Source organism: Paenibacillus sp. FSL R5-0378 (assembly GCF_038009285.1).
GTDB classification, from domain to species: domain Bacteria; phylum Bacillota; class Bacilli; order Paenibacillales; family Paenibacillaceae; genus Paenibacillus_AQ; species Paenibacillus_AQ favisporus.
Genome location: NZ_JBBPAY010000001.1, coordinates 5,544,146 through 5,567,444 on the forward strand (window position 1 = coordinate 5,544,146; position 23,299 = coordinate 5,567,444).

Annotated in this window: 27 protein-coding genes; all 27 read right to left on the reverse strand. The window is 53.8% G+C overall.

Annotated features, from left to right (window positions below):
* Positions 1–82: 82 nt before the first annotated feature.
* Complete coding sequence (locus MKY74_RS25600) at positions 83–964, reverse strand: sporulation protein YpjB (RefSeq protein ID WP_076170118.1); 882 nt, start codon at positions 962–964, stop codon at positions 83–85.
* Between the two features lie 61 nt (positions 965–1,025).
* The gene (locus MKY74_RS25605; protein WP_076170117.1) at positions 1,026–1,649 is read right to left on the reverse strand and encodes a DUF1405 domain-containing protein; all 624 of its coding nucleotides are present in this window, start codon (positions 1,647–1,649) and stop codon (positions 1,026–1,028) included.
* A 151-nt stretch (positions 1,650–1,800) separates the two neighbouring features.
* Positions 1,801–2,676 (reverse strand): menaquinol-cytochrome c reductase cytochrome b/c subunit, encoded by an 876-nt coding sequence (locus MKY74_RS25610; protein ID WP_076170116.1) that lies wholly within the window; start codon positions 2,674–2,676, stop codon positions 1,801–1,803.
* Positions 2,677–2,695: 19 nt separating this feature from the next.
* Positions 2,696–3,367: a menaquinol-cytochrome c reductase cytochrome b subunit gene (qcrB, locus tag MKY74_RS25615; RefSeq protein WP_076170115.1), complete on the reverse strand. Its 672-nt coding sequence runs from the start codon at positions 3,365–3,367 to the stop codon at positions 2,696–2,698.
* Between the two features lie 15 nt (positions 3,368–3,382).
* Positions 3,383–3,925 (reverse strand): ubiquinol-cytochrome c reductase iron-sulfur subunit, encoded by a 543-nt coding sequence (locus MKY74_RS25620; protein WP_179232023.1) that lies wholly within the window; start codon positions 3,923–3,925, stop codon positions 3,383–3,385.
* Between the two features lie 170 nt (positions 3,926–4,095).
* Positions 4,096–4,536, reverse strand: coding sequence for a DUF2487 family protein (locus MKY74_RS25625; RefSeq protein ID WP_076170114.1), 441 nt, complete (start codon positions 4,534–4,536; stop codon positions 4,096–4,098).
* A 151-nt stretch (positions 4,537–4,687) separates the two neighbouring features.
* Positions 4,688–4,867: an IDEAL domain-containing protein gene (locus MKY74_RS25630; protein WP_076170113.1), complete on the reverse strand. Its 180-nt coding sequence runs from the start codon at positions 4,865–4,867 to the stop codon at positions 4,688–4,690.
* 24 nt (positions 4,868–4,891) lie between these two features.
* Positions 4,892–5,398 carry a gamma carbonic anhydrase family protein gene (locus MKY74_RS25635; RefSeq protein WP_076170112.1) on the reverse strand — a complete coding sequence of 169 codons (507 nt, stop codon included), beginning with the start codon at positions 5,396–5,398 and terminating at the stop codon, positions 4,892–4,894.
* 44 nt (positions 5,399–5,442) lie between these two features.
* A complete protein-coding gene (locus MKY74_RS25640; protein WP_076170111.1) occupies positions 5,443–6,570 on the reverse strand; it encodes a hypothetical protein in 1,128 nt (375 codons plus the stop codon).
* A 93-nt stretch (positions 6,571–6,663) separates the two neighbouring features.
* A complete protein-coding gene (locus MKY74_RS25645; RefSeq protein ID WP_076170110.1) occupies positions 6,664–7,251 on the reverse strand; it encodes a histidine phosphatase family protein in 588 nt (195 codons plus the stop codon).
* Between the two features lie 40 nt (positions 7,252–7,291).
* Positions 7,292–7,894 (reverse strand): anti-sigma factor family protein, encoded by a 603-nt coding sequence (locus MKY74_RS25650; protein WP_076170109.1) that lies wholly within the window; start codon positions 7,892–7,894, stop codon positions 7,292–7,294.
* Positions 7,891–8,484, reverse strand: coding sequence for an RNA polymerase sigma factor (locus MKY74_RS25655; RefSeq protein ID WP_076170192.1), 594 nt, complete (start codon positions 8,482–8,484; stop codon positions 7,891–7,893). Before MKY74_RS25655 ends, MKY74_RS25650 begins: the two co-directional genes overlap by 4 nt.
* 499 nt (positions 8,485–8,983) lie before the next feature.
* Positions 8,984–10,081, reverse strand: coding sequence for a prephenate dehydrogenase (locus MKY74_RS25660; protein WP_076170108.1), 1,098 nt, complete (start codon positions 10,079–10,081; stop codon positions 8,984–8,986).
* A gap of 24 nt (positions 10,082–10,105) precedes the next feature.
* Positions 10,106–11,206: a histidinol-phosphate transaminase gene (hisC, locus tag MKY74_RS25665; RefSeq protein WP_076170107.1), complete on the reverse strand. Its 1,101-nt coding sequence runs from the start codon at positions 11,204–11,206 to the stop codon at positions 10,106–10,108.
* 28 nt (positions 11,207–11,234) lie between these two features.
* On the reverse strand, positions 11,235–12,041 hold the full coding sequence (gene trpA / locus MKY74_RS25670) for a tryptophan synthase subunit alpha (protein ID WP_076170106.1): 807 nt from the start codon (positions 12,039–12,041) through the stop codon (positions 11,235–11,237).
* Positions 12,038–13,237 carry a tryptophan synthase subunit beta gene (gene trpB / locus MKY74_RS25675; protein ID WP_076170105.1) on the reverse strand — a complete coding sequence of 400 codons (1,200 nt, stop codon included), beginning with the start codon at positions 13,235–13,237 and terminating at the stop codon, positions 12,038–12,040. The genes trpA and trpB overlap by 4 nt, the downstream gene beginning before the upstream one ends.
* Positions 13,234–13,905 (reverse strand): phosphoribosylanthranilate isomerase, encoded by a 672-nt coding sequence (locus MKY74_RS25680; protein WP_076170104.1) that lies wholly within the window; start codon positions 13,903–13,905, stop codon positions 13,234–13,236. The genes trpB and MKY74_RS25680 overlap by 4 nt, the downstream gene beginning before the upstream one ends.
* Positions 13,898–14,728: an indole-3-glycerol phosphate synthase TrpC gene (gene trpC, locus MKY74_RS25685; protein WP_076170103.1), complete on the reverse strand. Its 831-nt coding sequence runs from the start codon at positions 14,726–14,728 to the stop codon at positions 13,898–13,900. The genes MKY74_RS25680 and trpC overlap by 8 nt, the downstream gene beginning before the upstream one ends.
* Positions 14,718–15,758 carry an anthranilate phosphoribosyltransferase gene (trpD, locus tag MKY74_RS25690; RefSeq protein WP_076170102.1) on the reverse strand — a complete coding sequence of 347 codons (1,041 nt, stop codon included), beginning with the start codon at positions 15,756–15,758 and terminating at the stop codon, positions 14,718–14,720. The genes trpC and trpD overlap by 11 nt, the downstream gene beginning before the upstream one ends.
* A gap of 25 nt (positions 15,759–15,783) precedes the next feature.
* Complete coding sequence (trpE, locus tag MKY74_RS25695; RefSeq protein ID WP_076170101.1) at positions 15,784–17,337, reverse strand: anthranilate synthase component I; 1,554 nt, start codon at positions 17,335–17,337, stop codon at positions 15,784–15,786.
* 316 nt (positions 17,338–17,653) lie between these two features.
* A complete protein-coding gene (gene aroH / locus MKY74_RS25700) occupies positions 17,654–18,028 on the reverse strand; it encodes a chorismate mutase (RefSeq protein WP_076170100.1) in 375 nt (124 codons plus the stop codon).
* Positions 18,021–19,127 (reverse strand): 3-dehydroquinate synthase, encoded by a 1,107-nt coding sequence (aroB, locus tag MKY74_RS25705; RefSeq protein ID WP_076170191.1) that lies wholly within the window; start codon positions 19,125–19,127, stop codon positions 18,021–18,023. The genes aroH and aroB overlap by 8 nt, the downstream gene beginning before the upstream one ends.
* A 2-nt stretch (positions 19,128–19,129) precedes the next feature.
* Complete coding sequence (aroC, locus tag MKY74_RS25710) at positions 19,130–20,299, reverse strand: chorismate synthase (RefSeq protein WP_076170099.1); 1,170 nt, start codon at positions 20,297–20,299, stop codon at positions 19,130–19,132.
* Positions 20,300–20,646: 347 nt separating this feature from the next.
* Positions 20,647–20,811, reverse strand: a complete 165-nt coding sequence (locus MKY74_RS25715; RefSeq protein ID WP_167372870.1) for a hypothetical protein — start codon at positions 20,809–20,811, stop codon at positions 20,647–20,649.
* A gap of 81 nt (positions 20,812–20,892) precedes the next feature.
* Positions 20,893–21,732, reverse strand: a complete 840-nt coding sequence (locus tag MKY74_RS25720; RefSeq protein ID WP_076170098.1) for a CheR family methyltransferase — start codon at positions 21,730–21,732, stop codon at positions 20,893–20,895.
* Complete coding sequence (ndk, locus tag MKY74_RS25725) at positions 21,723–22,166, reverse strand: nucleoside-diphosphate kinase (protein WP_076170097.1); 444 nt, start codon at positions 22,164–22,166, stop codon at positions 21,723–21,725. Before ndk ends, MKY74_RS25720 begins: the two co-directional genes overlap by 10 nt.
* Positions 22,167–22,255: 89 nt before the next feature.
* Positions 22,256–23,230, reverse strand: a complete 975-nt coding sequence (locus tag MKY74_RS25730; protein WP_076170096.1) for a polyprenyl synthetase family protein — start codon at positions 23,228–23,230, stop codon at positions 22,256–22,258.
* Positions 23,231–23,299: the final 69 nt, after the last annotated feature.

Here is a 23,299-nt window from a genome sequence, read left to right on the forward strand (position 1 = left end):
AAAAGCACAAAAAAGCCCCCGGCTGTTGAAGCCGGCGGGCTTTTCCAATGGACAGCAAATGCGGCCCAGTACCCCATATGAACTACAGCTCTTTGGGCTTCACGCTTTTAAAGCTTTCCCGCTCCCCTTTATATTTCCGGTAACCGGTATAAGTCAGGATCAGGATGATGAACGAGCCGGCCCAGAAGGTCCACGGCCACAGTCCGTTGACCTCGTCAATGGGGGCGAAGGCCGGGTTATCGTCTTTTTTCTTACCGAATAAGCCGTTAAACACTTCCTCGCCGGAAGTCACGACATCCTGAATTTCGGCAGCCGAGGACGATGAAGACTGAACCAAGCCGCCTGCATAAGATACCCAGGCATCCGCTGCTGTGATTTCCTCCGGTTTACGCTGAATGATCACGGCCGGGCGGATGATCTCATAATGGTTCTGCAGGCTCTCGTAAGCCGCTTTCATCCCCCGGGAGTCGGCAGCGGCCGCCCGGGCCTTCATTTCGCTCAGGTCCTCACGAAGCACCTTGTAGTACTGCATCCACATCGGCTGTTTGGGGTGACTTAAGCTGTCCGCTGCCAACCGGAATTTGGCCGAAGCCGTCTGCCATTGTTCCTGCTGGATTTGCGCCTGATTCGTCGCTTCCTTCATTTCCACCAAGCTCTCCGATAAGGCATGAAATCCTTCCACACTCGTCAAGCCTTGAAAGGATGAATGCTCAAATATATCGCTGGCCTGCAGAATTTCCTGCCGGACGAGATTGATGTTACCCTCCAGTACATGCTGATAAAGCGAGTCGGCCAGCAGATCGAGCTGCTCCGCCTGCTTCACCGCCTCAGCATTCCCGTCTGAGCCTCCTGCAGCCGACAGCGTATCGGCGTCCGCCGCCACCCAGGATAGACTGCAGCCGAGTCCAAGCAGCACCACGATGACCGCCAGGCTCCATCTGGCAGCCGTGCCTCTACGTAACATGGGACATCCCTCCTACCGTATATGTATGGCAGAAGGGATGTCCCTAGAACTGAACTTCAAGTCAGCGCCTTGCCTGTCTGATGACAAGCCAAGCCAGCAGCGCGCTGAACAGCGTCAAACCGAAAGTAAAATATTGTACGCTCGCGATATCGTCCATCAGCTGAACGGGCAGCCAAGGAAATACCCCGTATGTATAATCCACCGTATCGTTCAGGAATGTCCAGGCCACAGCCGGAATCAGCATCGTCTCGCCTAACTTGAACAGGCGGACGTACAGCAGCGCTTCAATGGCCATCGCTGAATGGGAGAGGACCAGCATCCAGTCCTGCCATACCAGCGGGGAACCCTGTGCATATCCGGCAAATATGATGCTCACCGCCCAGATGCCGTATTTCACCGACGTGACGACGGCCAGCGCCTCAATTAGCAGCCGGAATCCGTATCCGAACTTCGTCCTAGGCGGATACAGCAGCGTATAGACTGCGATCGTAAAAAATAAGCTTGCCGTCGGACTGTCCGGAACGAAAATGACCTGCCAGAACGGGTTGTTCGCCACGGTATATTCCATTTGTTCCGCATACCAATAGTAACCGTATACTGTTCCGAGCAGGTTACACCATAACAGGAGCCATAAAAATCCCCGGTTTCCGAGGAGCGAACGGCTCCAGAAATAAGCGATCGACACGCTTGTCCCTCCTTGTACTCCCACGATCCCTTTACCGCTAAAGCTGGGTTATTGAGCTTCGTTCATTGTGTTTTTAGCATGTAAGCATACTTTCTGATCTCTTAAAAAAACCTGATCGTAAATACGATCAGGTTTTCATAAGTATGGCCGCTTATTGCTCTGCCTTTTGCTTCGAAAGCCATTCTGCCAAATGATCAATGTCTTTGTCGGTCAGGCCTGCAGCGATTGCTGAGTCGTACATGGCAGGCATCTTACCTTCATAGCCCTCTTTGATGATTTTCAGAATGTCTTCTTTGTTATGTTTGTCGCCGACTCCACGGAGAGACGGACCCGCAGCACCTTTCATATCCGCTGCGTGGCAGGTAATGCAGCCAGCTTTTTTATAAGATTCCATTGCCGGATCTTCTTTATCGACGATCGCGATCTCTTTTTGCTGGTTCGCGCTGGTCGTCGGAAGTCCTTTTGCCTTGTTTTCGGCAGCTTTCTCTTCACGCTGGATGTTCTCCGGAATTTGACCGGTTGCAGCCATTTCTTCTTTGTAGTGGTGCCATGCGGAGTTCGTCAGGTACACCACGGCGATCAAAGAGAGAAACATCAGCGAGGAAGCGATCGGTCTGCGGTAAAAACGGCGCTCTTTGCCAGTGTCCAGGAAAGGAGCCAGCAGCAGTGAACCAAACGCTACACCGCTTACACCAATCGTGCCGAGAACGACGTAACTTCCGGATGCGTACGGCAATTTCAGATATTGGTACAAGAACAAGAAGTACCAGTCAGGCATCGGGATAATGGACGCACTTGGGTTCGCAGGGAACCACAGTGGAGCCGGCTCCGCAATGGTGAGCACCAGAAATCCGACAAGTACGACAACACCGACCATCCATTCTTTCAAAAGAAAGTTAGGGATAAACGCTTCCGATTTGCCTGGATACGACGTGTAGTCCGGCGGTGTAATGAACCCGTTGCCTTTACGGACGCGCGAGTCGCCAACATACACCACTTTTTCTTTTGAATTGTTACCGTGTGCCATCGATATTCCTCCCTTCTTATTATAGTGGACCGGAAATGCCCTGTCTGCGGATCATGATAAAATGTCCGACCAGAAGAATGAGCAACACGGCCGGGAGGAAAAAGACGTGAAGTGCGAAGAAACGCGTTAACGTCTCGGCACCTACAATCGTACCGCCCTGCAGGAATTCCTTAATGATCGGCCCAAGCCATGGAACGGAATTCGCAATTTCCAGCGTAACCTTTGTTGCAAAGTAGGCTTTGTTATCCCAAGGAAGGAGATAGCCTGTCAGGCCCAAGCCCAGCATGATAAAGAAAATCAGCATACCCACAACCCAGTTCATTTCGCGAGGCGCCTTATAGGAACCTGTGAAGAACACGCGCATGGTATGTAGGAACATCATAACGATAACCAAGCTCGCCCCCCAGTGGTGCATACCGCGGACGATTTGCCCGAAGGCTACTTTCGTCTGTAGGTACTCAACGCTGGCGTAGGCGTTAATGATGTCCGGAACGTAATACATGGTCAGGAACATCCCCGACAGGATCTGGATGACCGTGATAAAAAACGTCAATCCGCCAAAACAGTATACAAACGCAGAGAAATGATGCGCCGGGTTAACGTGCTCCGGCACTTCATGGTCCGCCACGTCTCTCCAAATCGGCGTGACATCAAGACGTTCATCAATCCAGTTGTAGACATTCTTAAACATCCGATTCTACGCCTCCTATTTTACTTCAGTATTCGGCTCGACTCCGCCAAGGTACACCCAACCGTTTTCAATCTTTATTTTGTAAGTGTCGAGCGGCTTCGGCGCAACGGCCAAGTTCTTGCCTTCTTTGGTATAACGCGCCCCGTGGCATGGGCAGTGGTATTCATCCGGGAAGCTTTTATCATTGTTCCAGCCGACCGTACAGCCCAAATGCTTACAGATCGGGGACAGCGCATAGATTTTTCCCTGTTCATCCTTGCGTATCCAAGCAGTTAATGTAGCAGTGCTTGCATACCATCCATCCTGCTGCTTCAGCTCAAAAGAGAATTCTTGAGGCTCGTCGGTAATTTTGCTTTCTTCGACAACTTTAATGAACTCTCCCTCGCCCTTCTTGTGCAAGATCGGATCCACAGCAAAACGCACCATCGGCAGGACTGCACCGGCTGCCATGTAAGCAGTGGCACCGCCCAATGTATAAGTCAGAAATTGTCGACGGGACATTTCTTTACGACCGGGTGGTTTGTGAGATGGTTCATGGTGCTCATTTTGGTTGCTCATAATGTCTTCAACCCCCTTTGTCAACCAAGTCTTAAAGTGCTTTCAATGATTATTATCACACGACTTACTAGGACATAATAATAATATATTAGCCTTATAAGACCGTCAAGAATATCCAACTCTTTTATCAGGCGGAAGAAGATTTAGCCAATTAAATTGTTGAATTTCTGTCACATTTCCTTCTTGCTGTCACGCTGCCACATTTCCTGTATTTTATCCTTAATCTGGCCTGCTATACCTGCTCCGCCCGTTTCTTCATTGTATACTTTTCGGGACAGAACCAAATCGCAGCCTTCAATCTTTCCTTGGATCAGCTCGATGTCTGCCGTCATGACAATGATGTAAGCAAAGCCCGCTTCCCTAACATTGCGACAAACTTCCTGCAATAACGACAGATCCTCTCCTTGGCCGTATTGTACGGCCGGATATGTAATGATCCTCCCTTTAAACGGGATCTCGACCAGGTCCATAAAATCCCGCAGCCTCGCCAGCGCCTCCGTCGCTTCTATGGGAGACTCTTTGCCCGACAGGCCGGTGTAAGGGATGAGGCAGGTGTCGAAATAGGGGGAGAGCTCACTCCATGTTGCCTCTTCCACTTCGCTGAACTTCATTCAAGGGTTCACCCTTTCCATTATTTTTCACCATTCCATTCTATAATATGCTTGTTCCCCTGTCAGCAATTTGTAAAATTCATTCGCGCAGGCCGTCCCAACAAAAAAGAAATGCAGCATGAAAGCCTGCATTTCTTTTCATTTATTCCACTTAATTAAGCAACTTCAGTTCATCCGTCAGGTTACGGAAAGCCGCCTCGTCTCCGGATGCCAGAGCCCTGTCTATTTCGCGGTAAAGCTCCTCGCTCCGGTGTTTTCGCAACGCTTCGTCCCATACCATTTCAGCCGCCAGCCCCAACATGACTTCATAAGTAGCTTTCATCTTATCCATTAGGATGCACCTCCGAACCTTTGATTAGAACATCCTATACTCTTTACCCTTGTCCACATAGTTTTGAGTGGTACGATACATTCTGCGCAAGTCTTCTTCGGTTAATTCACGGACCACTCTCGCCGGCGAACCCAGAGAAAGCGTATAGGGTGGTATTTTTTTATTTTCAGTAACGATAGATCCTGCCCCTATTAAAGCATATTCACCAATCTCGGCCCCGTTCAGTACGATGGCCCCCATTCCGATTAATGTACCTTTGCCTATTGTGCAGCCGTGAACGATGGCGGCATGTCCGACGGAGACGTCGTTCTCCAGAATCAGCGGCTCGTCCGTATTGACGTGACCTACCGCTCCATCCTGAATATTGCACCGGTCACCGATCACGATGGGTGCCATATCACCTCGAAGCACGGCGTTAAACCATACGCTTGATTGCTGTCCAATTTGAACGTCACCGACAATTTTGGCACCCTCCGCGACATAGACGGATGGGTGGATCTTTGGCAGATGCTGGCCGTAAGGTAACAGCATGTTTTCATCACCCCTTAACTTTGGGAGTGATTGTAACAAGGCGGCTATGACTTGTCAATGAGCGGTTCCAGCTCGCCGCTTCCGAGGTTCAGGCTTTTGCTGGCCAGCTTTTGTCCGAAAGCGGTCATCTTCAAAACCGTGCCGCTCTCCGGACTTTCTCCGATGCGGATCAGCCCAAGATGCATCATCATCGCGATAATTCTTTCATTTAATATCGACTCTGCAGTGTCGTAATAAAACGGTTTGATCAGCCAGCCCAAAGCATCATGCAGGGAAGCGGCGGTTACCCATTCCTTGGCGCATTCCCCGGTCCAATATACGAGGGATGCCAAGTTAGGTATGGCGCTTTTATAAAGTTTTAACCAAAAGCGGAAAATTTGTACCATGCTCTCTTTCGTCACGCTTTCCAGCAGCTCTGCGCCCTTGCCCGACAGCTCCAGCCGGCTGCCGTTTTCTTCGATATATCTATGGTAGAACGCATAGTCATACAGAAGCGCCATCCGGTTGGGGTATGCATTGAAGCTCCTGCCGTAGCCAAAGCGCCATCCCCCTTTGGTCAGCAGGGGCTCGCTGACATGGAACATGTCCATTAGCTGCTGCTGGTATCGCTTGTACATTACGAATTCCTGATTCAGCTCGATCTCCTGCTGGTTCACATACTTCAGCATGTACATCAGATCCTCGGCGCACAGATCCTGCTCTTCCCGGTAAACCGGAGGCTCTCCGGATTTAACGACCTTTCGCTTCAGCGTGTGTCCAAGCTCGGCCCGGAACCGGTCCTTCAGATCACTCGGCATTTGAAACAGATACTTGGTGCTTGATGTCATTCCGTTGAACAGCCAGCCGCTGCGCTTATAGCGGGCGATAGCTTCCCTCGGGGTCTCATGCACCTCGTTTGCCGGGAGGTCAAAAGCCGTCTGCCGGACGACAGCCGCCAGATCTTCTACGCTGTAAAACGATCTGCTGTCAAACAAGACTGAGTTCAGAAAGCGTAAATCTTGAAGGGAAACCGTGTTGACCTGCTGCGCGATAAACTCCCTCCGGTTCAGCGTGACCAGGATGCTCTGGATCAGTTCATGCTTGGAATTCCGTTTGCACTGGCATTGGTAGTGGCTTGCAATGGTAGTCAGCTGGCCGATATCCGCATACGAAAGCATATCCGCTAAATTCATGTCATCATCGCCTCGCCGTTTTACTACCATTATGGGAATTATTACAATTTTTATTCGATCCGGGCAAAAAAAATAACCCGGCGCTTGTCCGAGTTATCCGTTCTTTTCCGCCAAATGGCGGGTGCAGTTATAGAGGAGCGGGATCCAGTCGATATCCTTTTTCTCCAGGATCGTAAGCGACAGGTTGCCAATCCGTTCCGTATATTTATCCCTATACAATGACTTGTACAGCTGTGCCAGCAGCCCGCCGTGACTCACGACGAGCATGTTTTTATCGGGGTAAGCCGTCCACATATCCTCCATAAACGCCAAAGCTCTAGCCTCAATCTGCTCGATCGTCTCCTGGCCCAGGTCATGCACATCCCACTGCTTGCCCCAGCGGCTTTCCCGCTCATCGGCCGTCAGTCCCTCCGCTTGCCCAAAACTCCGTTCATTCAGCCGCTCATCAGGCTCAAGCAGCGGAATGTGGAGCTTGTCGGCCAGAATTTGCCCGGTTTCCCGCGCGCGGGAGAGCTTGCTGCTGATGATAAAATCCCAGTGGTACGGTTCGTGAAGCAGCCTTTCCCCAAGCCGCTCCGCCTGCTGCCTGCCCTCTTCATTCAAAGGGATATCGCTCTGTCCCTGAATTTTGCCGAGCTTATTCCAATCCGTCAGGCCGTGGCGGATCAAACCGATCATCATACGCGTATCCCCTTTCTTCTATATATATATGCGAAAGAACCTATTTTCTGATACGGCTTACCCTTCCCAATGAAAACAGGGCCATTCCTACCCCGAGTACCGACAGGATCATCCAGTACTGTGGATGGGTCGGACCCATGCCGGCGACAAGCGGCTCGATAATCCCGCTGTTCGTCTTCGGGATCACATAACTGACCTGTTCCGTCACCACGGACGAACCCGCAACGCCGGTCGGAAGAATCCCGGTAGGTACCGCTTCGGCTGTCTCTTTAGCAAACGGCTTATCCATGATGGCCCAATACAGAAAGCTCACCAAAAATACCATGACAAACCCGGCAATCCACCAGGACATGCGTTTTCGGGTAGATGCAGGTACGGCAAAAGGTTTGCTCTGGTCCGGAATCAGCCACGGGGACTCCCGGTATATACGGTCCATGACGTTCCGGTTGATTTCTTCCGCCTGTTCTTCCGTCGGCTCCTCCTGCAATTCCATCATGAGAACCCGGCTTTCTTTCCATAACGCCAATTCTGCTTGGCAATCACTGCAAGTGGCTGTATGCTGTTCGAGCTCAATCCGTCTCGGATCGTCTTCTTCCAAATCCAAAACGATGCCGAACAGGCTGTGAGCCTCATCGCAATTCATTTGCTTTTCATCCCTTCATATTCTTCATACGTCAGCTCGTAAAAATACGGCTCCAGCTGAACTTTTACACTGGACCTTGCCCGGAATAGAAGAGATTTTACAGAGCTGACGCTTTGACCTAAAATGTCGGCAATCTCCTGGTAATCGAGCTGATCGTATTCCCGTAAAATGAGCGCGGATCGCTGCTTTTCCGGCAGGTTGTTAATGGCCTCGCGAACCAGCTCCACCTTCTCGGTGCGCAAAATGGCCTGCTCCGGCGCCACCTCCATCGGCGCAACCGGTGTAACCCCGCTCTCCTCCAGCGGCACATTGGCGCTGCGCTGCTTTCTCAGCTCGCTGAGCACCGTGTTCCGGGCAATCGTATAGAGCCATGTGGAGAACGATGCGTCGACCTCACGAAACGAATGCAGGCTCTTGAAAGCCTTGTAAAACGTCTCTGAACACAGGTCTTCCGCCATTAACTCCAAATGTGAACTTTTAAGCATATGATATACAAAAGCCAATATTTTCCGCTGATAACGGCGCATCAATTCAGAGAAGAGCTCTACATTGCCCTTCTTGATGTCCTGTATCATCTGCGAATCCGTCATTTCCATTGTGACCTCCTCGACCGTACACAAGCATCCCCGTTCGATTCAGTTATATGTTTGTACTGAACAGGTGATGAAAAGTTGCGGTATTTACGCCACCGCGCGGCAGTATAAACGTCCAAAAAGCTATGTATTCGGCAAAATCGGCAACGATTCTACAAATATATCATTTCCATTGTAACATATTAATTCCTGCTAGTCAGTCGAACCTCAAGAAGAATTGCCAAATCCAAGGAGATATTAACGCTTTTTGGGACACGCTGAATCATCACTAATCTCTTAATAGACGAATTTCGCACCGTAAATGTTGCTAGATTATAGAAAAAAAATGGCCGCAAAATAAAAAAAGGCAAAAAAAAACCACCCGCATCGGGTGGCTGCACAAAGTGCCATTTATTTGGATAGGAGTGGAGAGAAACCATACTGTACTTTTATTATATGTATACGTTTTCATTTTGTCAACACTAAAGTAAGCGTTTTTTTGTAAACGTTTTAAAATTTACTGCGATACCTGATAACTCATGGATTGCAGCAGTTCCTTGGCCCGCTCCAAATCATGTTCCTGCCTGAAGGACAGGCGCAGAATGCCCGGGACGTCCTCCCGGCTCTCGATGATCTGCATGTTGCTGAGGTTGATGTGCCGAACGCCCAGCTCTGTGGCGATTTTCCCGATAATACCGGGCGTATCCGGTACGTCGAGGTACAGATCAAAACTAGGCGTAATCATGCCCTTGCGGCGTTCCGGAAGCTCGCTGCGGAAATCGTTCGCCTTGGCAAACGCCTCTTGAATGGCCTGTCCATCGCCGTCCTCCAGCATCTCTACGAACGCGGCGATGCCTTCATTCCAGTCCTTGAGCTGTCTGAGCAGCACGTTTTTGTTGCCCAGCAGAATGTCGCGCCAAATCAGCGGATCGCTGGATGCGATCCGGGTAATGTCACGAAAACCGCCTGCCGCCAGCAGCCGGTATAAGGAATTGGAATGATTGTAATCGCACACCTGGTTCACCAGCGCCACTGCGATGATATGCGGCAGATGGCTGATCGCCCCGACGATTTCATCGTGCAGGACCGGATCCACCTTGACGATCTGGGCGCGGGTGTATGACAGCAGCTGCGCCAGCGCGTCATAAGCATGATCAGGCGTGCCCGGAGGCGGAGTCAGCACGTAATACGCGTTCTCAAACAGCAGCGGCGTGGCCGCCTCTACACCGGAACGCTCGGAGCCGGCCATCGGGTGCCCGCCGATGAAGTAAAAGTTCTTGAAATCATGCGCACGCGCCGCCTGCGCGATACTTGCCTTCGTGCTGCCCACATCGGTGATGATGCAGCCCTTTTTCAATGGCAGGGCGCTTAACCGGTCCAGGTATTCTTCCAGCATACCGACAGGAACGCACAAAAAAATGAAGTCCGCATCAAGTGCGGCTTCTTCCATGGACAGCGTCGCTGCGTCGACGACGCCGCGGCTCATATATTTGTCGGCCAATTCAGGGAGATGGGCATGGCCCACGACGGTTAAGCCGGGCTTCCCTTTAAAGCAAAGCGCCAGCGAACCGCCGATCAGACCCACTCCAAATATAGCAATCTTCGTTGTATTCATGTTCCCTCACTCGTTTGTTCGCACTTACTGCACTTGGGCCTTATCTTCGCTCAATACCTGCTCCAATGCGTGAATAAATGCTTTATTTTGTTCCTCGGATCCAACGGTTACACGAACATGGTTCGGATACTTGCCGAATCCGGCGCGAACGATGATCCCCTTCTGAAGCAGCGATTGGAACATTTCCACCGCAGGCTTACGCACATTGACCATAATAAAGTTGCCGTGCGCGGGGAAGTAATCGAGGCTTAGCCGGTCGAACTCAGCCTGCAGCTGCTTGATGCCCTCCGCGTTCGCGATGCGGCAGCTGGCCACGTATTCCTGATCGGCAAGCGCCGCTTTGGCCGCTGCCTGGGCTGCCCGCGTTGTGTTGAACGGTTCGCGAACACGGTTGATCAGCTGAATGACCTCAGGCTGAGCTACGCCGTAGCCGATCCGCAGGGAAGCCATGCCGTAGATCTTCGAGAAGGTCCGGAGAACGACCAGGTTTGGATATTGGGATAGGAGCTTGCTTCCGTCCGGGTAGGAGAGGTCGGTTACATACTCGAAGTAAGCCTCATCCAGCACGACCATCACATTCGATGGAACTTGATCCAGGAAACCGGTCAATTCGGTTTCGGAAAGAATCGTTCCCGTCGGGTTGTTCGGGTTGCAGATCCACACGATCTTCGTCTTACTGCTGAGCTTGGAGAGCATCGCTTCAAGATCATGCTTTCCGTTCACCAGCGGAACCTCGATGCTGACGGCCCCTTCGATGTCGGCGTTGCTTTTATACACGGAGAAGGTTTGATCCGCCATGATGGTTTCGTCGCCGGAAACCAAGAACGCGCGGCAGATCAGGGCGATGACTTCGTCCGAGCCGCAGCCGAAAATGATTTGTCCGGGCTCAACGCCAAGGAAGCGGGCTACTTCCGCCGTAAGCTCCACCGCGCCTCCGTCCGGGTACAGACTGATGTTGTCGAGCTCGGCAAGCACCGCCTCCTTCACACGCGGCGAAGCGCCGTAAGGATTTTCGTTGGAAGCCAGCTTGATGACTTCGCTGAGACCAAGCTCCCGCTTGACTTCTTCAATCGGTTTGCCCGGCTCATAGACCGGAATGTTCACTATCTGGGATTTTGGTTTCACCGTATCCCCCCTCACTTTCAACTCAAGATTATGGTTTTAATTGTGCCACAAATTCACGGATTTGCAAAAGGCCCTGTTCATGCGTATCTCCGCCCTGCAGCAGCGGAATGGCCTCTTCGACCTTGCGGACGATGGCGCTGCCCACGACGACACCGTCGCAGATCCGGGAAAAGCGCACCGCCTGCTCCCTGTTCGAAATACCGAAGCCGATCGCCACCGGAATGTCCGTATACTTCTTCACGCTGGCGATGAAATCTTCCACGCCTTCGTGGAAGCTCGCCCGCTCACCCGTCACGCCAAGCGAGGATACGCAGTAAATGAAGCCTCTGGCTCCTTCCACGATCGATTTGATCCGCTCATGGGAGGTCGGAGCCACCAGCGGCACGACATGAATATCCGAGCGCTCGGCCCGGGCGCGCACGTCGGCTGACTCCTCAATCGGCAGGTCCGGAATGATAATGCCGCTAATGTCATGTGCTTTGACCTCTTCAAAAAAGCGGTCCAGCCCGAACTGAAGCACCGGATTATAATAAGTAAACAGGATGAATGGCAGCTTCACCCCTGCCTTTCGTGCTCTGACCGCCGTTTCCATGCAGGTTTTGATCGTCACCTGATGCTTCAGCGCCCGCTCGGAAGCCCGCTGAATAACCGGGCCGTCGGCCAAGGGGTCCGAATACGGCACGCCCAGCTCGATCATGTCGGCTCCGGCCGCTTCGAGACCGGCTATAATTTCAACCGACGTATCGGGATCCGGGTCACCGATGGTCAGAAACGGAATCAGCGCCGTTTGATTCTCCTGTTTGAGACGGGCAAACGTTTGATCCATCAAATTCATGCCTGTTTACCTCCCGTATAAGCCATGATGGACTCCACGTCCTTGTCTCCCCGTCCGGACAGGCAGATGACGACGATGTCGTCCTCTCCGAGCCTCGGCGCCATCTTCACTACTTCAGCGATCGCATGTGCGGATTCCAGAGCCGGAATGATCCCTTCCGTCCGGCATAGCAGCTGAAGCGCATCGAGCGCTTCCTGGTCCGTGATCGGAACGTATTGGGCGCGCTCAATATCCTTAAGGTAAGAGTGCTCCGGTCCGACGCCCGGATAATCCAGACCGGCCGATATGGAGTGGGCTTCCTGCACCTGGCCGAAATCGTCCTGCAGCAGATAGCTCATAGACCCTTGGAAAACGCCATGAGTGCCTTTGCTCATCGTCGCGGCGTGGAAGGCGGTCTCCACACCCTTACCAGCGGCCTCTACGCCGATCAACCGGACGTCCTTGTCCTCGATAAACGGAAAGAACATGCCGATCGCATTGCTGCCGCCGCCGATGGCTGCGACAACATAGTCCGGAAGACACCCTTCCGCCTCCTGGATCTGGCGGCGCGTCTCGTCGCCGATAATCCGCTGGAAGTTGCGCACCATCATCGGATATGGATGCGGCCCTACGGCAGAGCCGAGGATGTAGAACGTATCGTCGACATGGCTGACCCAGTACCGCAGCGCCTCGTTGCCGGCGTCCTTCAGCGTCCGCGAACCGGACGTAACGGGTACGACTTCGGCGCCCAGCATCTGCATCCGGAATACGTTCAGCGCCTGCCGTTTCGTATCCTCTTCCCCCATGAACACCTTGCATTCCATTCCAAGGAGTGCGGCTACGGTTGCCGTGGCCACACCATGCTGGCCTGCTCCCGTCTCGGCAATGACCTTCGTCTTGCCCATTCGTTTGGCGAGGACTCCTTGTCCGAGCGCGTTGTTGATTTTATGGGCGCCGGTGTGGTTGAGATCCTCCCGTTTCAGGTAGATCTTCGCCTGCCCCAAATGCTTGCTGAGACGCTCCGCATAGTACAGGGGCGTCTCACGGCCGGAGTACTGCTTAAGCAGATAGTTCAGCTCCTCCTGAAAGCTTGGGTCGTCCGAATATCGGTTGTATGACTCCTCGAGCTCGATCAGCGCGTTCATGAGCGTCTCGGGAACGAATCTTCCGCCAAACGGGCCGAAGCGCCCGTTCTTGTCTGGTAATTGTGTTGTCATGCCTGCTTCACCCTTCCCACAAATGCTGCGATTTTGTCTATATCCTTCACTCCGTCACTTTCCACGCCGCTGGAAACGTCTACGCCGTCCGGGCTGTACTTATCGATCAGCTCGGCCACGTTGGACGGCAGAAGGCCTCCGGCTACAAACAGCGGGATCCCATGGTTTCTCGCCCAGTCGCGGTATGCCGGTATCCCCTCCCAGGCAAACGTGCTTCCCGATCCTCCGCCATACACCGGATCGAATGTATCAAGCAGCAGGCCGTCGATCACGCCTGCGTAAAGTTCATGATTTATAGATGCTTCGGAATTCTCATTAAGGGATTGAACTGATAGTACCTTGAATACCCGGGTCCCCAAGCGCTCCTTGACCTCCCGGCAAAATTGCGGGCTTTCCTGTCCATGGAGCTGAACGACGTCGAGCTGGGCCTCCTCCACGATCGCGGCAAGCTCTTCCAGTTCCGGGTTGACGAACACGCCGACGCTTTGCGGAATTTCGGGCGTCTTCCACGCCTTCAACTGTGCTGAAAGCAGGGCAGCCTGCTCAGGCGTTACCCGGCGCCGGCTCGGCGCGAATACGAATCCGATATAATCCACAGGCAAGTTTACCATTGATTTTAGCACTTCAACGTCCTGAAGTCCACAAATTTTTACCGCCGTATCACCCACGATGCTTCACTTCTTCCCCGGATAAGGTCGGCCCCATCAAGTCACGGACCGCCTCCGCGATGTCGTCCTGGCGCATGAAATACTCTCCGATCAGCACGCCGCTTGCTCCCGCCTGCTCCAAATACGCCATATCTTCTTTGCCCGCGATGCCGCTCTCACTGATGACTGGAATCCCTTGTGGAATCAGCTCCCGAAGCTTTGCCGTTGCCTCCAGGGAAGTCTCGAACGTATGCAAATTCCGGTTGTTGATCCCGATCAGCGCTCCTTGGTGCAGATCCGCTCCGAGGCCAAGCACGGCTTCGAGCTCTTCCCGGCTGTGAACCTCAATCAGGGCGTCGAGCCCGAGCGCACCCGCCCGCTGCAGGTATGCGGCGATTTGATCGGGCTCCAGAATGGCCGCAATCAGCAGCACCGCGTCCGCACCGAGGAGGCGGGCTTCATAAATTTGCCGCTCGTCGATGATGAAGTCCTTCCGCAGCAGCGGAAGGTCCACCGCGGCGCGCACATCGCGCAAATACTGCCCGCTCCCCTGGAAGTATTCGACGTCCGTCAGAACCGACAGGCAGTCGGCCCCTGCCGCTTCATAAGCCTGGGCGATACGCACCGGATGAAAATCCGGACGGATGAGCCCCTTGGAAGGCGACGCCTTCTTTACCTCGGCGATCAGCCCCATGCTCCGCTTGCGTCCTTCAGTCAGCGCCCGGTGGAATCCTCTGGTCGCGGGCATCGCCGCGATTTGGCGCTCCGCTTCCGCAAGTGAAAAATGCTCGGCGAGTCGGGCCACCTCGGTCCGTTTGGTTTGTACGATTTTATCAAGATACATAGCTCAGCTCTCCTGTCATTTGGATCAGTTGCTCAAGTTTGGCCGATGCGCTGCCGTTGTCGATGGCCCGAGCCGCCGCCTGCACGCCTTCCGCGATGCTGTCTGCAAGCCCCGCGACATAGATACATGCCCCCGCGTTGGCCAGCACGATGTCGCGGTACGGGCTCTTCTCGCCTGCCAGCACCGAGCGGATAATGGCGGCATTCTGAACTGCATCTCCGCCCAGAACGGCTTCCAGCGGGTGGACGTCCAACCCGAGATCATGCGGGTGAATCTGATAGGTCCGCACTTCGCCGTGACGCAGTTCGGAAATTTGCGTCGGCCCCGAGATGCTGATTTCGTCCAGACCTTCCAGGCTGGTCACAACGAGCGCCCGTTTGGAGCCGAGCTCCTTCAGCACGTTTGCGATCGTTTCGGTCTTGTTCCGGTCGTAGATTCCCAGCAGCTGACGGTCGGCTCCGGCCGGATTCGTCAGCGGTCCCAGCATATTAAATACCGTCCGCACGCCGAGCTCCTTGCGCGGAGCGGCTGCATGTTTCATGGACGGATGGTAGATTTGGGCGAACAGGAAGCAGATGCCGATTTCCTCGAGGCAACGTTTAGCCTGTTCACTGCTCAAGTGAATGTTAACGCCGAGCGCCTCCAGCACATCGGCGCTGCCCGCGCGGCCTGAAGCCGAGCGGTTGCCGTGTTTAGCCACCCGGACCGAAACGGAAGAAGAAATAATCGCCGAGACGGTGGAAATGTTGAATTTGTGGATCCCTGATCCGCCCGTTCCGCAGGTATCCAGCAGCCTTGCGTTATCGGTCGCTACATGGCTCGCGACGCTTCTCATCGCTTCGGCAAACCCTGTGATTTCCTCCACGGTCTCCCCTTTGATCCGCAGCGCTGTCAGCAGCGCCCCAATCTGGGAAGATGTCGCCGCTCCCTCCATGATGCACTGCATCAGTCCGCGGGCTTCCTCCCTTGAAAGATCCGCGCCTCCGATTAATTGTGACAAACTCGCATGTATCAATTCGCTTGCGCTCATGCTCTTTCCTCTCCTTTCCGGTCCATTAAGGTGTATATTCAAAGAAATAATCCTGATTGGTCACTTCCCGCTCCAGTTTAACCGGCGGGAACATCGCTTCCGCCGTCCGGATCGATTTCAGGAGCGCTTTGGCTTTATTCATCGTCTCCTCATACTCTTTCTCCGGAACGGAGTCCCACACGATGCCTGCGCCCGCCTGCACGTACGCCTTGCCCTTGCGGAATATGATCGTCCGGATCGTAATACAAGAGTCCATGTTGGCGTTAAATCCCAGATACCCGATGGCACCGGCATAAGCGCCGCGCGCCTCCCGCTCCATCTCGGCGATGATCTCCATCGCTCTCAGCTTCGGTGCTCCGGACACCGTTCCCGCCGGCAGGCAGGACAGAAAGGCATCGAAGAAATCTTTGTCGTCCCGCAGCGTCCCCGACACATTCGAAACCATGTGCATCACATGCGAATACTTCTCAATTTCCATAAAGCTGTCGCATTTCACGGTGCCGAACGCCGACACCCTGCCAAGATCGTTGCGTCCCAAATCCACGAGCATCAAATGCTCGGCGCGCTCCTTCTCGTCGGCGAGCAGCTCGGCGGCAAGGCGGCTGTCTTCGGCCTCATCGGCTCCCCGCGGCCGCGTGCCGGCGATCGGCCGGGTGCTGACCCGGTTGCCGTCGACCTTGACCAGCGCCTCGGGTGAGGTGCCGACAATGATTTCTTCATGCATTTTCAAATAATACATATAAGGCGAAGGATTCAGTGTTCTCAGCACCCGGTACACATGCAGCGGGGACACCTCCGTCTCGATATGAAAGCGCTGGGACAGCACTACCTGAAAAATGTCCCCTGCGCGAATATACTCCTGCGCTTGGCGAACGTTCGCCATATACTGCTCCTTGGTCATGTTCGACTTGATTTCGCCGAGGTCGATATCCACCGGAATGCTGCGGCCGTTGACATTCTCTCGCGGACCCTGCTCTTGCAGCTGCCCCGCGATCTCCTCCAGCCTGCGGTCCACCTCGTCATACGTTTTGCGGATCGCTTCGTCGTTGTCCCCTTCCTTTACATGCACGTTACCGACCAGCAAAATTTGCTGCTTCACATGATCGAACACGATGACGGTGTCGCAGAACATGAAGCGGATGTCGTCCATCCCCAGATCGTCGACCTGATGCGCGGGAAGCTTCTCATAATACTGCAGCAGATCGTATCCGAAGAAGCCGATCGCTCCTCCCGTGAATGGAGGAAGATCATCGAGTTTCGGGCTTCGATATGTGCGAAGCAGCGCTTTGAGCTCCTCAACAGGCTTCCCTTTCATGAGCTGCTTCTGTCCGCCCTGCTCCAGCACGATTTCCCCCTTCTTGCCGGAGATCATCATGAACGGGTCCGTCCCGATAAACGAATAACGGGCCCACTGGCTTCCTCCCTCTACACTCTCAAGCAGAAATGCGCATTCCCGCTGGGCATAGCGCTGAAATATACGGATTGGCGTTTCCATGTCGGCCAGCAGCCGCTTGACAACCGGGATCAGATTGTACTGTCCGGCCAGGGCGATGACCTGCTCTTTACTAGGATTCAACATCGTGTACCCTCCTTCGATTGATCAGGACTTTGTTGAGCAGCAGACTCGAAAGCAACAAAAAAACCTCTACCGAAGTAGAGGTTTGGATTTCAATAAGTATATGAAAGAGTCCGACAGCATGAACCGCATCAGCATTCACCCATTCCCTAATACAAGGAAACGCCTTGACTGCCTCAGCACGGACATGTTGACGAAATATATGCAACCTTATGGACTCTGCTCTTCTATACTTAACTCATCTCATCTAAACTCTACTCATCTCAACTACCTACACTATACAGGAACATTCCCTGTTATGGCAACCATGTTTTTCAACTCAGGCTTTGGGTGCGGCCAAATCCGGGCGCAGCTTCTTCGCTTCATTCAGGTAGACGTGGTTGATCTCTGCCTGACCCTTCTCGGTATTGACCGTCACCATAAGACGGATGCAGCGCGGCAGGCTTCCCTTGACAGGCACCTCCATCGAACACATCAGGGGCACAAGCTCCCAGCCTTCCAGCTGGCGGATCGCTTTGGCCGGAAAGGCTGCATCGAGATCTTGGGTCAGCGTAATCCAGATGCTGCAAATGTCTTCCGGATTGATCTCGTTGCGGTCGGCAATTTCCTTCATCAAACGAAGGGTTTCATCCAGAATTTCCTGTTCGTCGTTGCGGGTTACTGTCGTTGCTCCCCGTATTCCCCGGTTATACATGCTCAGGCTCCTTTCTTCTCAGCTCTTCGATCACTTCGCGGACCAGAGCCTCCGGAATGTCTTTCACAATGCTGACCTCCCCGATCCGATCCGGGACGATAAACACCATGGTGCCTTCCGTAAATTTCTTGTCATGCTTCATCGCCGCGATCAGCTCATCCGTGGGCAAGTGCTCCGGCAGTACGACCGGAAGCTTCAGTGCCTTCAGCATGGACACCGTTTCCGGATAGATGGAGGCATCGCGTCCCAGTTTGACAGCCAGCATTGCTGAGCCCGCCATCCCGATGGAAATCGCCTCACCGTGCAAAAATTCTCCGTAACCCCCCACCGCTTCAATCGCATGGCCAATCGTATGGCCCAGATTCAAAATGGCGCGCAGGCCGCCCTCGCGTTCATCGGCCGACACGACATTGGCCTTGATGGAGCAGCCGCGTTCCAATCCGTACGCCAGCGCCTCCCGGTCCAGGGACAACAGCTCAGACGCGTGGTCGCGGCACCAGCCGGCAAACTCCGCATCCCGGATCAGGCCGTGCTTGACCATCTCGGCAAGACCGGCGGATACTTCACGCGCCGGCAGCGTCTGCAGCGTATCCATGTCGTATAGCACCAGCTCGGGCTGGTGGAAGGCGCCGATCATGTTTTTGGCGAGCCGATGGTTGACGGCTACCTTCCCGCCGACGCTGCTGTCATGCGCCAGAATCGTGGTCGGAATCTGCACGAACTTGACGCCGCGCATATATGTAGCAGCCACGAAGCCGGCAAGGTCTCCGACTACGCCTCCGCCGAGTGCCAGAACGGCCGAGCTGCGATCCAGACCGCCCTGGATAGCTGTCGTCATCACTTCTTCATACACTGCTAGGGATTTGGACGTTTCCCCCGATTTGACGATCGAGACGACCGCTGTATATCCCTGGCTTTCCAGACTTTGCTTGAGGGTGTCCAGATGGCGGGCCGCAACCTGCTCATCCGTGACGATCAGATGCGTGCTTTTCTTGGTCAGCCCATGCTTCTCCAGATAACTTCCCGTTTCGGGAAGAAGGGACGGGCCAATATAGATCGGATACGAACGGTCGCCAAGCTCCACTTGTACGGTTCTCATCATTAGTACCTCTCCACTTGGGCAAGGTAATTTTCATAGTTGGCTTTGATTTCGTCCATGGAATCGCCGCCGAACTTCTCCAGGAACGCCTTGGCGATTTCCCATGCGACCACATGCTCCATTACCACGCTCGCCGCCGGAACGGCACAGGCGTCCGAACGCTCTACCTGAGCGGTGTACGGCTCTTTCGTGTCAATATCCACGGTCTGCAGCGGTTTGTACAGCGTCGGGATCGGCTTCATCACGCCCCGGACGACAACTGGCATGCCGTTGGTCATGCCGCCCTCAAAACCGCCCAGGCGGTTGCTGGCTCGGGTATATCCCTTGCCTTCCTCGTACAGGATCTCGTCGTGAACCTGGGATCCGCGCAGCACGCCGGCCTCAAACCCGATGCCGATCTCGACGCCTTTAAACGCGTTGATCGACATGACCGCCTGAGCGATCCGTCCGTCCAGCTTGCGGTCGTACTGCACGTAACTCCCCAGACCGACCGGTACGCCCTCAACGACGCACTCCACGATCCCCCCGATGGAATCGCCTTCTTTCTTGATTTCATCGATGTAGGCTTCCATTTTCGCTTCCGTCTCAGGATCTACCACCCGAACCGAAGAAGCCTCGGTGCGTTCGATCAGTTCGTCGACGCTCAGGTTGTTGGCCGGCGCTTCAATCTCGCCGATCCGGATGACCTGCCCGGCAATTTTGATGCCGAAAGCTTCGAGAAACTGGCGGGCGATCGCCCCGCAGGCAACTCGTGCTGCCGTCTCGCGCGCGCTGGAGCGCTCCAGCACGTTCCGCAGGTCTTTATGATTGTATTTCAGGCCTCCGTTCAGGTCGGCATGTCCCGGGCGGGGACGGTGAACGCGGCGTTTCTCTTCATCCGACCCTTCGATCGGCTCCACGTTCATGATGCTGCTCCAGCTCGCCCAGTCCTTGTTCTCGACCACGAGGGCAACAGGCGCTCCCGTCGTATAACCGTGCCGGACACCGCCTACAATATTCGCCGTATCCTTCTCGATTTGCATGCGGCGCCCGCGTCCATGCCCCTTCTGTCTGCGTGCAAGCTGAAAATTGATGGCTTCAAAGTCCAGTTTCAACTGGCTCGGCAATCCTTCGATAATGGCCGTGAGTTGAGGTCCGTGCGTCTCCCCCGCCGTTAAGTAGCGTATACTCATGGTGCTTTCCCCCTTTAAACTGTTAAACATTAACTGGCTAAAATCCGCAGATATCTTTTGCCATTATAGTATAGGTGCCACGCTTTGACAAGAAACCCCTACAGCTATATACAATGTGCTAAAGCTAGGGAAAACACTTCGCTGTATTGAAGATGATTCAAGGAGAAGCTTGGTTCATATTAGCCCGTTATATTGAAAGCCCACGATCAAGGCCAGCTGTTCGGTTCGTTTACAGCTTCAGTCCTTTGCATCGGGGCACCTGAAAGAATAGCCCCGTAACCAAGCACAAAAAAGCACCGTCTTTCCTAGTGAAAGAACGGTGCTTATTAGCGCCAGCTTCCGCCTGCCTACCGGCTGACCGGCTGACCGCTTCGCTGCGTATTCTTCTGACCTTCCAGGGAATCCTGTACCAGGCGGCTCAGTTGGACGCTCTCAATGCCCAGAATCTGTCCGCATTCCTGAATGGTAATAAACCCGCGCTGATACGCGGTAATTACCTTTCGTTTGTCCATGATGTGCAAACCTCCGCTTTGTCTGATGCCGTAATATAATCGTAGTATCGCAAAGAGAAGGTTTGAATATACCTTGACACCTTAAGCGTCGGCCTTTTTCCGGTAAAAAAAGGTTTCGGTCGGCTCGAGCCCGTATTGGCCGGGCGTAAAAATTTGCTCGGTGCTCCCCACAAAAAGATATCCCCCTGGACGCAGGGCAGAGGCAAATTTATGGTAAAGCTTGGCTTTGGCTTCTTCAGTAAAATAAATCATTACATTCCGGCAGACGATGAGATCGTGATTCTGCTCAAACGTGTCGGTCAGCAGATTCTGCTTACGAAATTGGACGTTTGCCTTGAGCCCTTCGCTGAACTTGTACATCGGACCTTCCTGGGAAAAATACCGGGCCGCGACTTCCTTCGGCACGTCCTTCAGCGAACGCTCGAGGTACAAGCCCTGTTTCGCTTTGGCCAGCGCGCCCTCATCGATATCGGTGGCGACCAGCGTACTCGTCTGCAGCAGCCCTTTGCCGTCCAAAATCATGGCCAGCGTATAGGGCTCCTCTCCCGTGGAACATGCGGCGCTCCATACCTTAAGCCTGGACCGCGCACCTGCGGTCAATTCGGGAAGGATCACATCGCGCAGCACTTCCCAGCGGTTCGGGTTACGCCAAAATTCCGAGACGTTGATCGTCATCCGGTCCAGAAACTCATGAAACAAGCGCTTATCCTTTTGCAGCGCCTCGAAAAACTCCGCAAAACTGCTGTATCCGTTCTTTACCCTGAGCGTCGTCAGACGCCGCTTCATTTGGGCTTCCTTATAGTCCGAAAGGTCGATTCCCGTGCTTCGCTTAATATTCTGGATAAACCCTATGTAATCCGGGTCGGGCGTCCCTGGCTCTTCCGACGCGCCGCTATTATATAAAACAGGCTTTACATCCACGGCGTAATGCTGCGGTCGTAATCCACCAGTTCATGCGCTTCGAAGAAATTGGCGATTTCGCGTGCGCTGCTCTCCGGTGAATCCGAGCCGTGAATCAGATTATGGGGCGTATGGGAAGCGTAGTCCCCGCGGATGGTGCCCGGCAGAGCCTCCGTGACTTCTGTTTTGCCCATCAGAATGCGGGACAATTGAATAATGTTATCCCCTTCCCATACCATGGCGAACACAGGGCCGGACGTGATGAACTTTACCAGATTGTCATAAAAGTCCTTGCCCTCATGCTCCGCGTAATGACGCTTGGCCTGCTCGTCCGACACCTGCACCAGCTTGCCGGCCACCATTTTGAAACCTTTGTCTTCCAATCTGCCGATAATTTTACCGATTAAACCACGCTGCACTCCATCAGGCTTGATCATTAAAAAAGTTCGCTGCATAAACTCACTCTCCATTTCCTCAAGTCATTGCGAATGTTGTACATAGTTATGATTTGTATTGTAAACAGAAAGTCGGATCAGCGGAAGTATCAATACGAACGTTTGGTCACAAAATGGGCGATATCGCGCAAATTTTTCTTCGTCCGCTGGTTCGGAAGCCGGTCGAGCGCCTCCAGCGCCTTGTTGATATAGCGGGTAGCCAGCTCCTCTGACCGGGCAATTCCTGTGCTGGATTTGATGAGCGAAACCGCTGCGGAAACGTCGCATTCCCCGTTCTGTTCCCGGATGACGGCGATCTCCTTCAGCAGCGGTTCCCGAACCGCCTCGTCCTCCAGGGCATACAGCACAGGCAGCGTAATGTTGCCCTGCCGGATATCGCTTCCAGGCGGTTTGCCGATTTGTTTCTCCGTTCCGCACAGATCCAGGAGATCGTCCTGAATCTGGAATGCCATCCCTACGTTGTAGCCGTAGCGGTAGAGCAGGTTGCCTACCTTCGGCTCCGCCTCAGCCGCTACCGCTCCCAGCTGGCAGCTGATCGCGATCAGAAGGGCGGTTTTGCGCCGGATACGGAGAAGGTAACGACGGATGCTCTGTTCCGTATTGAAGAAGTCCCGAATTTGCTCCATTTCCCCGATGGACATCTCGACCATCGCTTTGGAGAGGATTTGATGAATCTTCGGGTTCTCCAGCTTGGTGGCAAGCAGCAGCGCCCGGGCGTATATATAGTCCCCCGTATACATCGCGATTTTATTATCCCACTTGGACTTGACGGTCAATTGACCGCGGCGCGTCTCGGCGTCGTCAATGACGTCGTCGTGCACCAAGGAAGCCATGTGGATCAGCTCCAGAGGAACTGCCACATGCTTCAGTTTGTCCAGGTCATAGCTGCCGAACTTGCCGCCCATCAGCACAAACACCGGGCGCAGCCGCTTGCCGCCTGCCTTCAGCAGGTGCATGGACGTCTCGTTCAGCAGCTCGTGATCGCCCTCAATGCTGCGAAAGAGCTCTTGTTCGATTTGATTCATATCTTTTTTCAGTAAGCCGAATATGTCTAATCTCTTCATTCCTTCACCCGTATCAGCGTAATGTTACTCCGCATTTCCCTGTCCGTTCATGTTCAAATCATCGGCTTG

Bases quoted from the DNA above. Each gene is read 5' to 3' on its own strand.
- aroC (WP_076170099.1), bottom strand. From the start codon at position 20,299: ATGAGTATACGCTACTTAACGGCGGGGGAGACGCACGGACCTCAACTC.
- trpE (WP_076170101.1), bottom strand. From the start codon at position 17,337: ATGTTGAATCCTAGTAAAGAGCAGGTCATCGCCCTGGCCGGACAGTAC.
- MKY74_RS25645 (WP_076170110.1), bottom strand. From the start codon at position 7,251: ATGATGATCGGTTTGATCCGCCACGGCCTGACGGATTGGAATAAGCTC.
- MKY74_RS25610 (WP_076170116.1), bottom strand. From the start codon at position 2,676: ATGGCACACGGTAACAATTCAAAAGAAAAAGTGGTGTATGTTGGCGAC.
- MKY74_RS25730 (WP_076170096.1), bottom strand. From the start codon at position 23,230: ATGAAGAGATTAGACATATTCGGCTTACTGAAAAAAGATATGAATCAA.
- trpB (WP_076170105.1), bottom strand. From the start codon at position 13,237: ATGACAACACAATTACCAGACAAGAACGGGCGCTTCGGCCCGTTTGGC.
- trpC (WP_076170103.1), bottom strand. From the start codon at position 14,728: ATGTATCTTGATAAAATCGTACAAACCAAACGGACCGAGGTGGCCCGA.
- trpA (WP_076170106.1), bottom strand. From the start codon at position 12,041: ATGAATTTGATGGATCAAACGTTTGCCCGTCTCAAACAGGAGAATCAA.
- aroH (WP_076170100.1), bottom strand. From the start codon at position 18,028: ATGTATAACCGGGGAATACGGGGAGCAACGACAGTAACCCGCAACGAC.
- aroB (WP_076170191.1), bottom strand. From the start codon at position 19,127: ATGAGAACCGTACAAGTGGAGCTTGGCGACCGTTCGTATCCGATCTAT.
- MKY74_RS25660 (WP_076170108.1), bottom strand. From the start codon at position 10,081: ATGAATACAACGAAGATTGCTATATTTGGAGTGGGTCTGATCGGCGGT.
- MKY74_RS25640 (WP_076170111.1), bottom strand. From the start codon at position 6,570: ATGAATTTAGCGGATATGCTTTCGTATGCGGATATCGGCCAGCTGACT.
- ndk (WP_076170097.1), bottom strand. From the start codon at position 22,166: ATGCAGCGAACTTTTTTAATGATCAAGCCTGATGGAGTGCAGCGTGGT.
- MKY74_RS25650 (WP_076170109.1), bottom strand. From the start codon at position 7,894: ATGAATTGCGATGAGGCTCACAGCCTGTTCGGCATCGTTTTGGATTTG.
- MKY74_RS25635 (WP_076170112.1), bottom strand. From the start codon at position 5,398: ATGCTGTTACCTTACGGCCAGCATCTGCCAAAGATCCACCCATCCGTC.
- MKY74_RS25655 (WP_076170192.1), bottom strand. From the start codon at position 8,484: ATGACGGATTCGCAGATGATACAGGACATCAAGAAGGGCAATGTAGAG.
- MKY74_RS25600 (WP_076170118.1), bottom strand. From the start codon at position 964: ATGTTACGTAGAGGCACGGCTGCCAGATGGAGCCTGGCGGTCATCGTG.
- MKY74_RS25715 (WP_167372870.1), bottom strand. From the start codon at position 20,811: ATGGACAAACGAAAGGTAATTACCGCGTATCAGCGCGGGTTTATTACC.
- MKY74_RS25620 (WP_179232023.1), bottom strand. From the start codon at position 3,925: ATGAGCAACCAAAATGAGCACCATGAACCATCTCACAAACCACCCGGT.
- MKY74_RS25630 (WP_076170113.1), bottom strand. From the start codon at position 4,867: ATGGATAAGATGAAAGCTACTTATGAAGTCATGTTGGGGCTGGCGGCT.
- trpD (WP_076170102.1), bottom strand. From the start codon at position 15,758: ATGAGCGCAAGCGAATTGATACATGCGAGTTTGTCACAATTAATCGGA.
- qcrB (WP_076170115.1), bottom strand. From the start codon at position 3,367: ATGTTTAAGAATGTCTACAACTGGATTGATGAACGTCTTGATGTCACG.
- MKY74_RS25625 (WP_076170114.1), bottom strand. From the start codon at position 4,536: ATGAAGTTCAGCGAAGTGGAAGAGGCAACATGGAGTGAGCTCTCCCCC.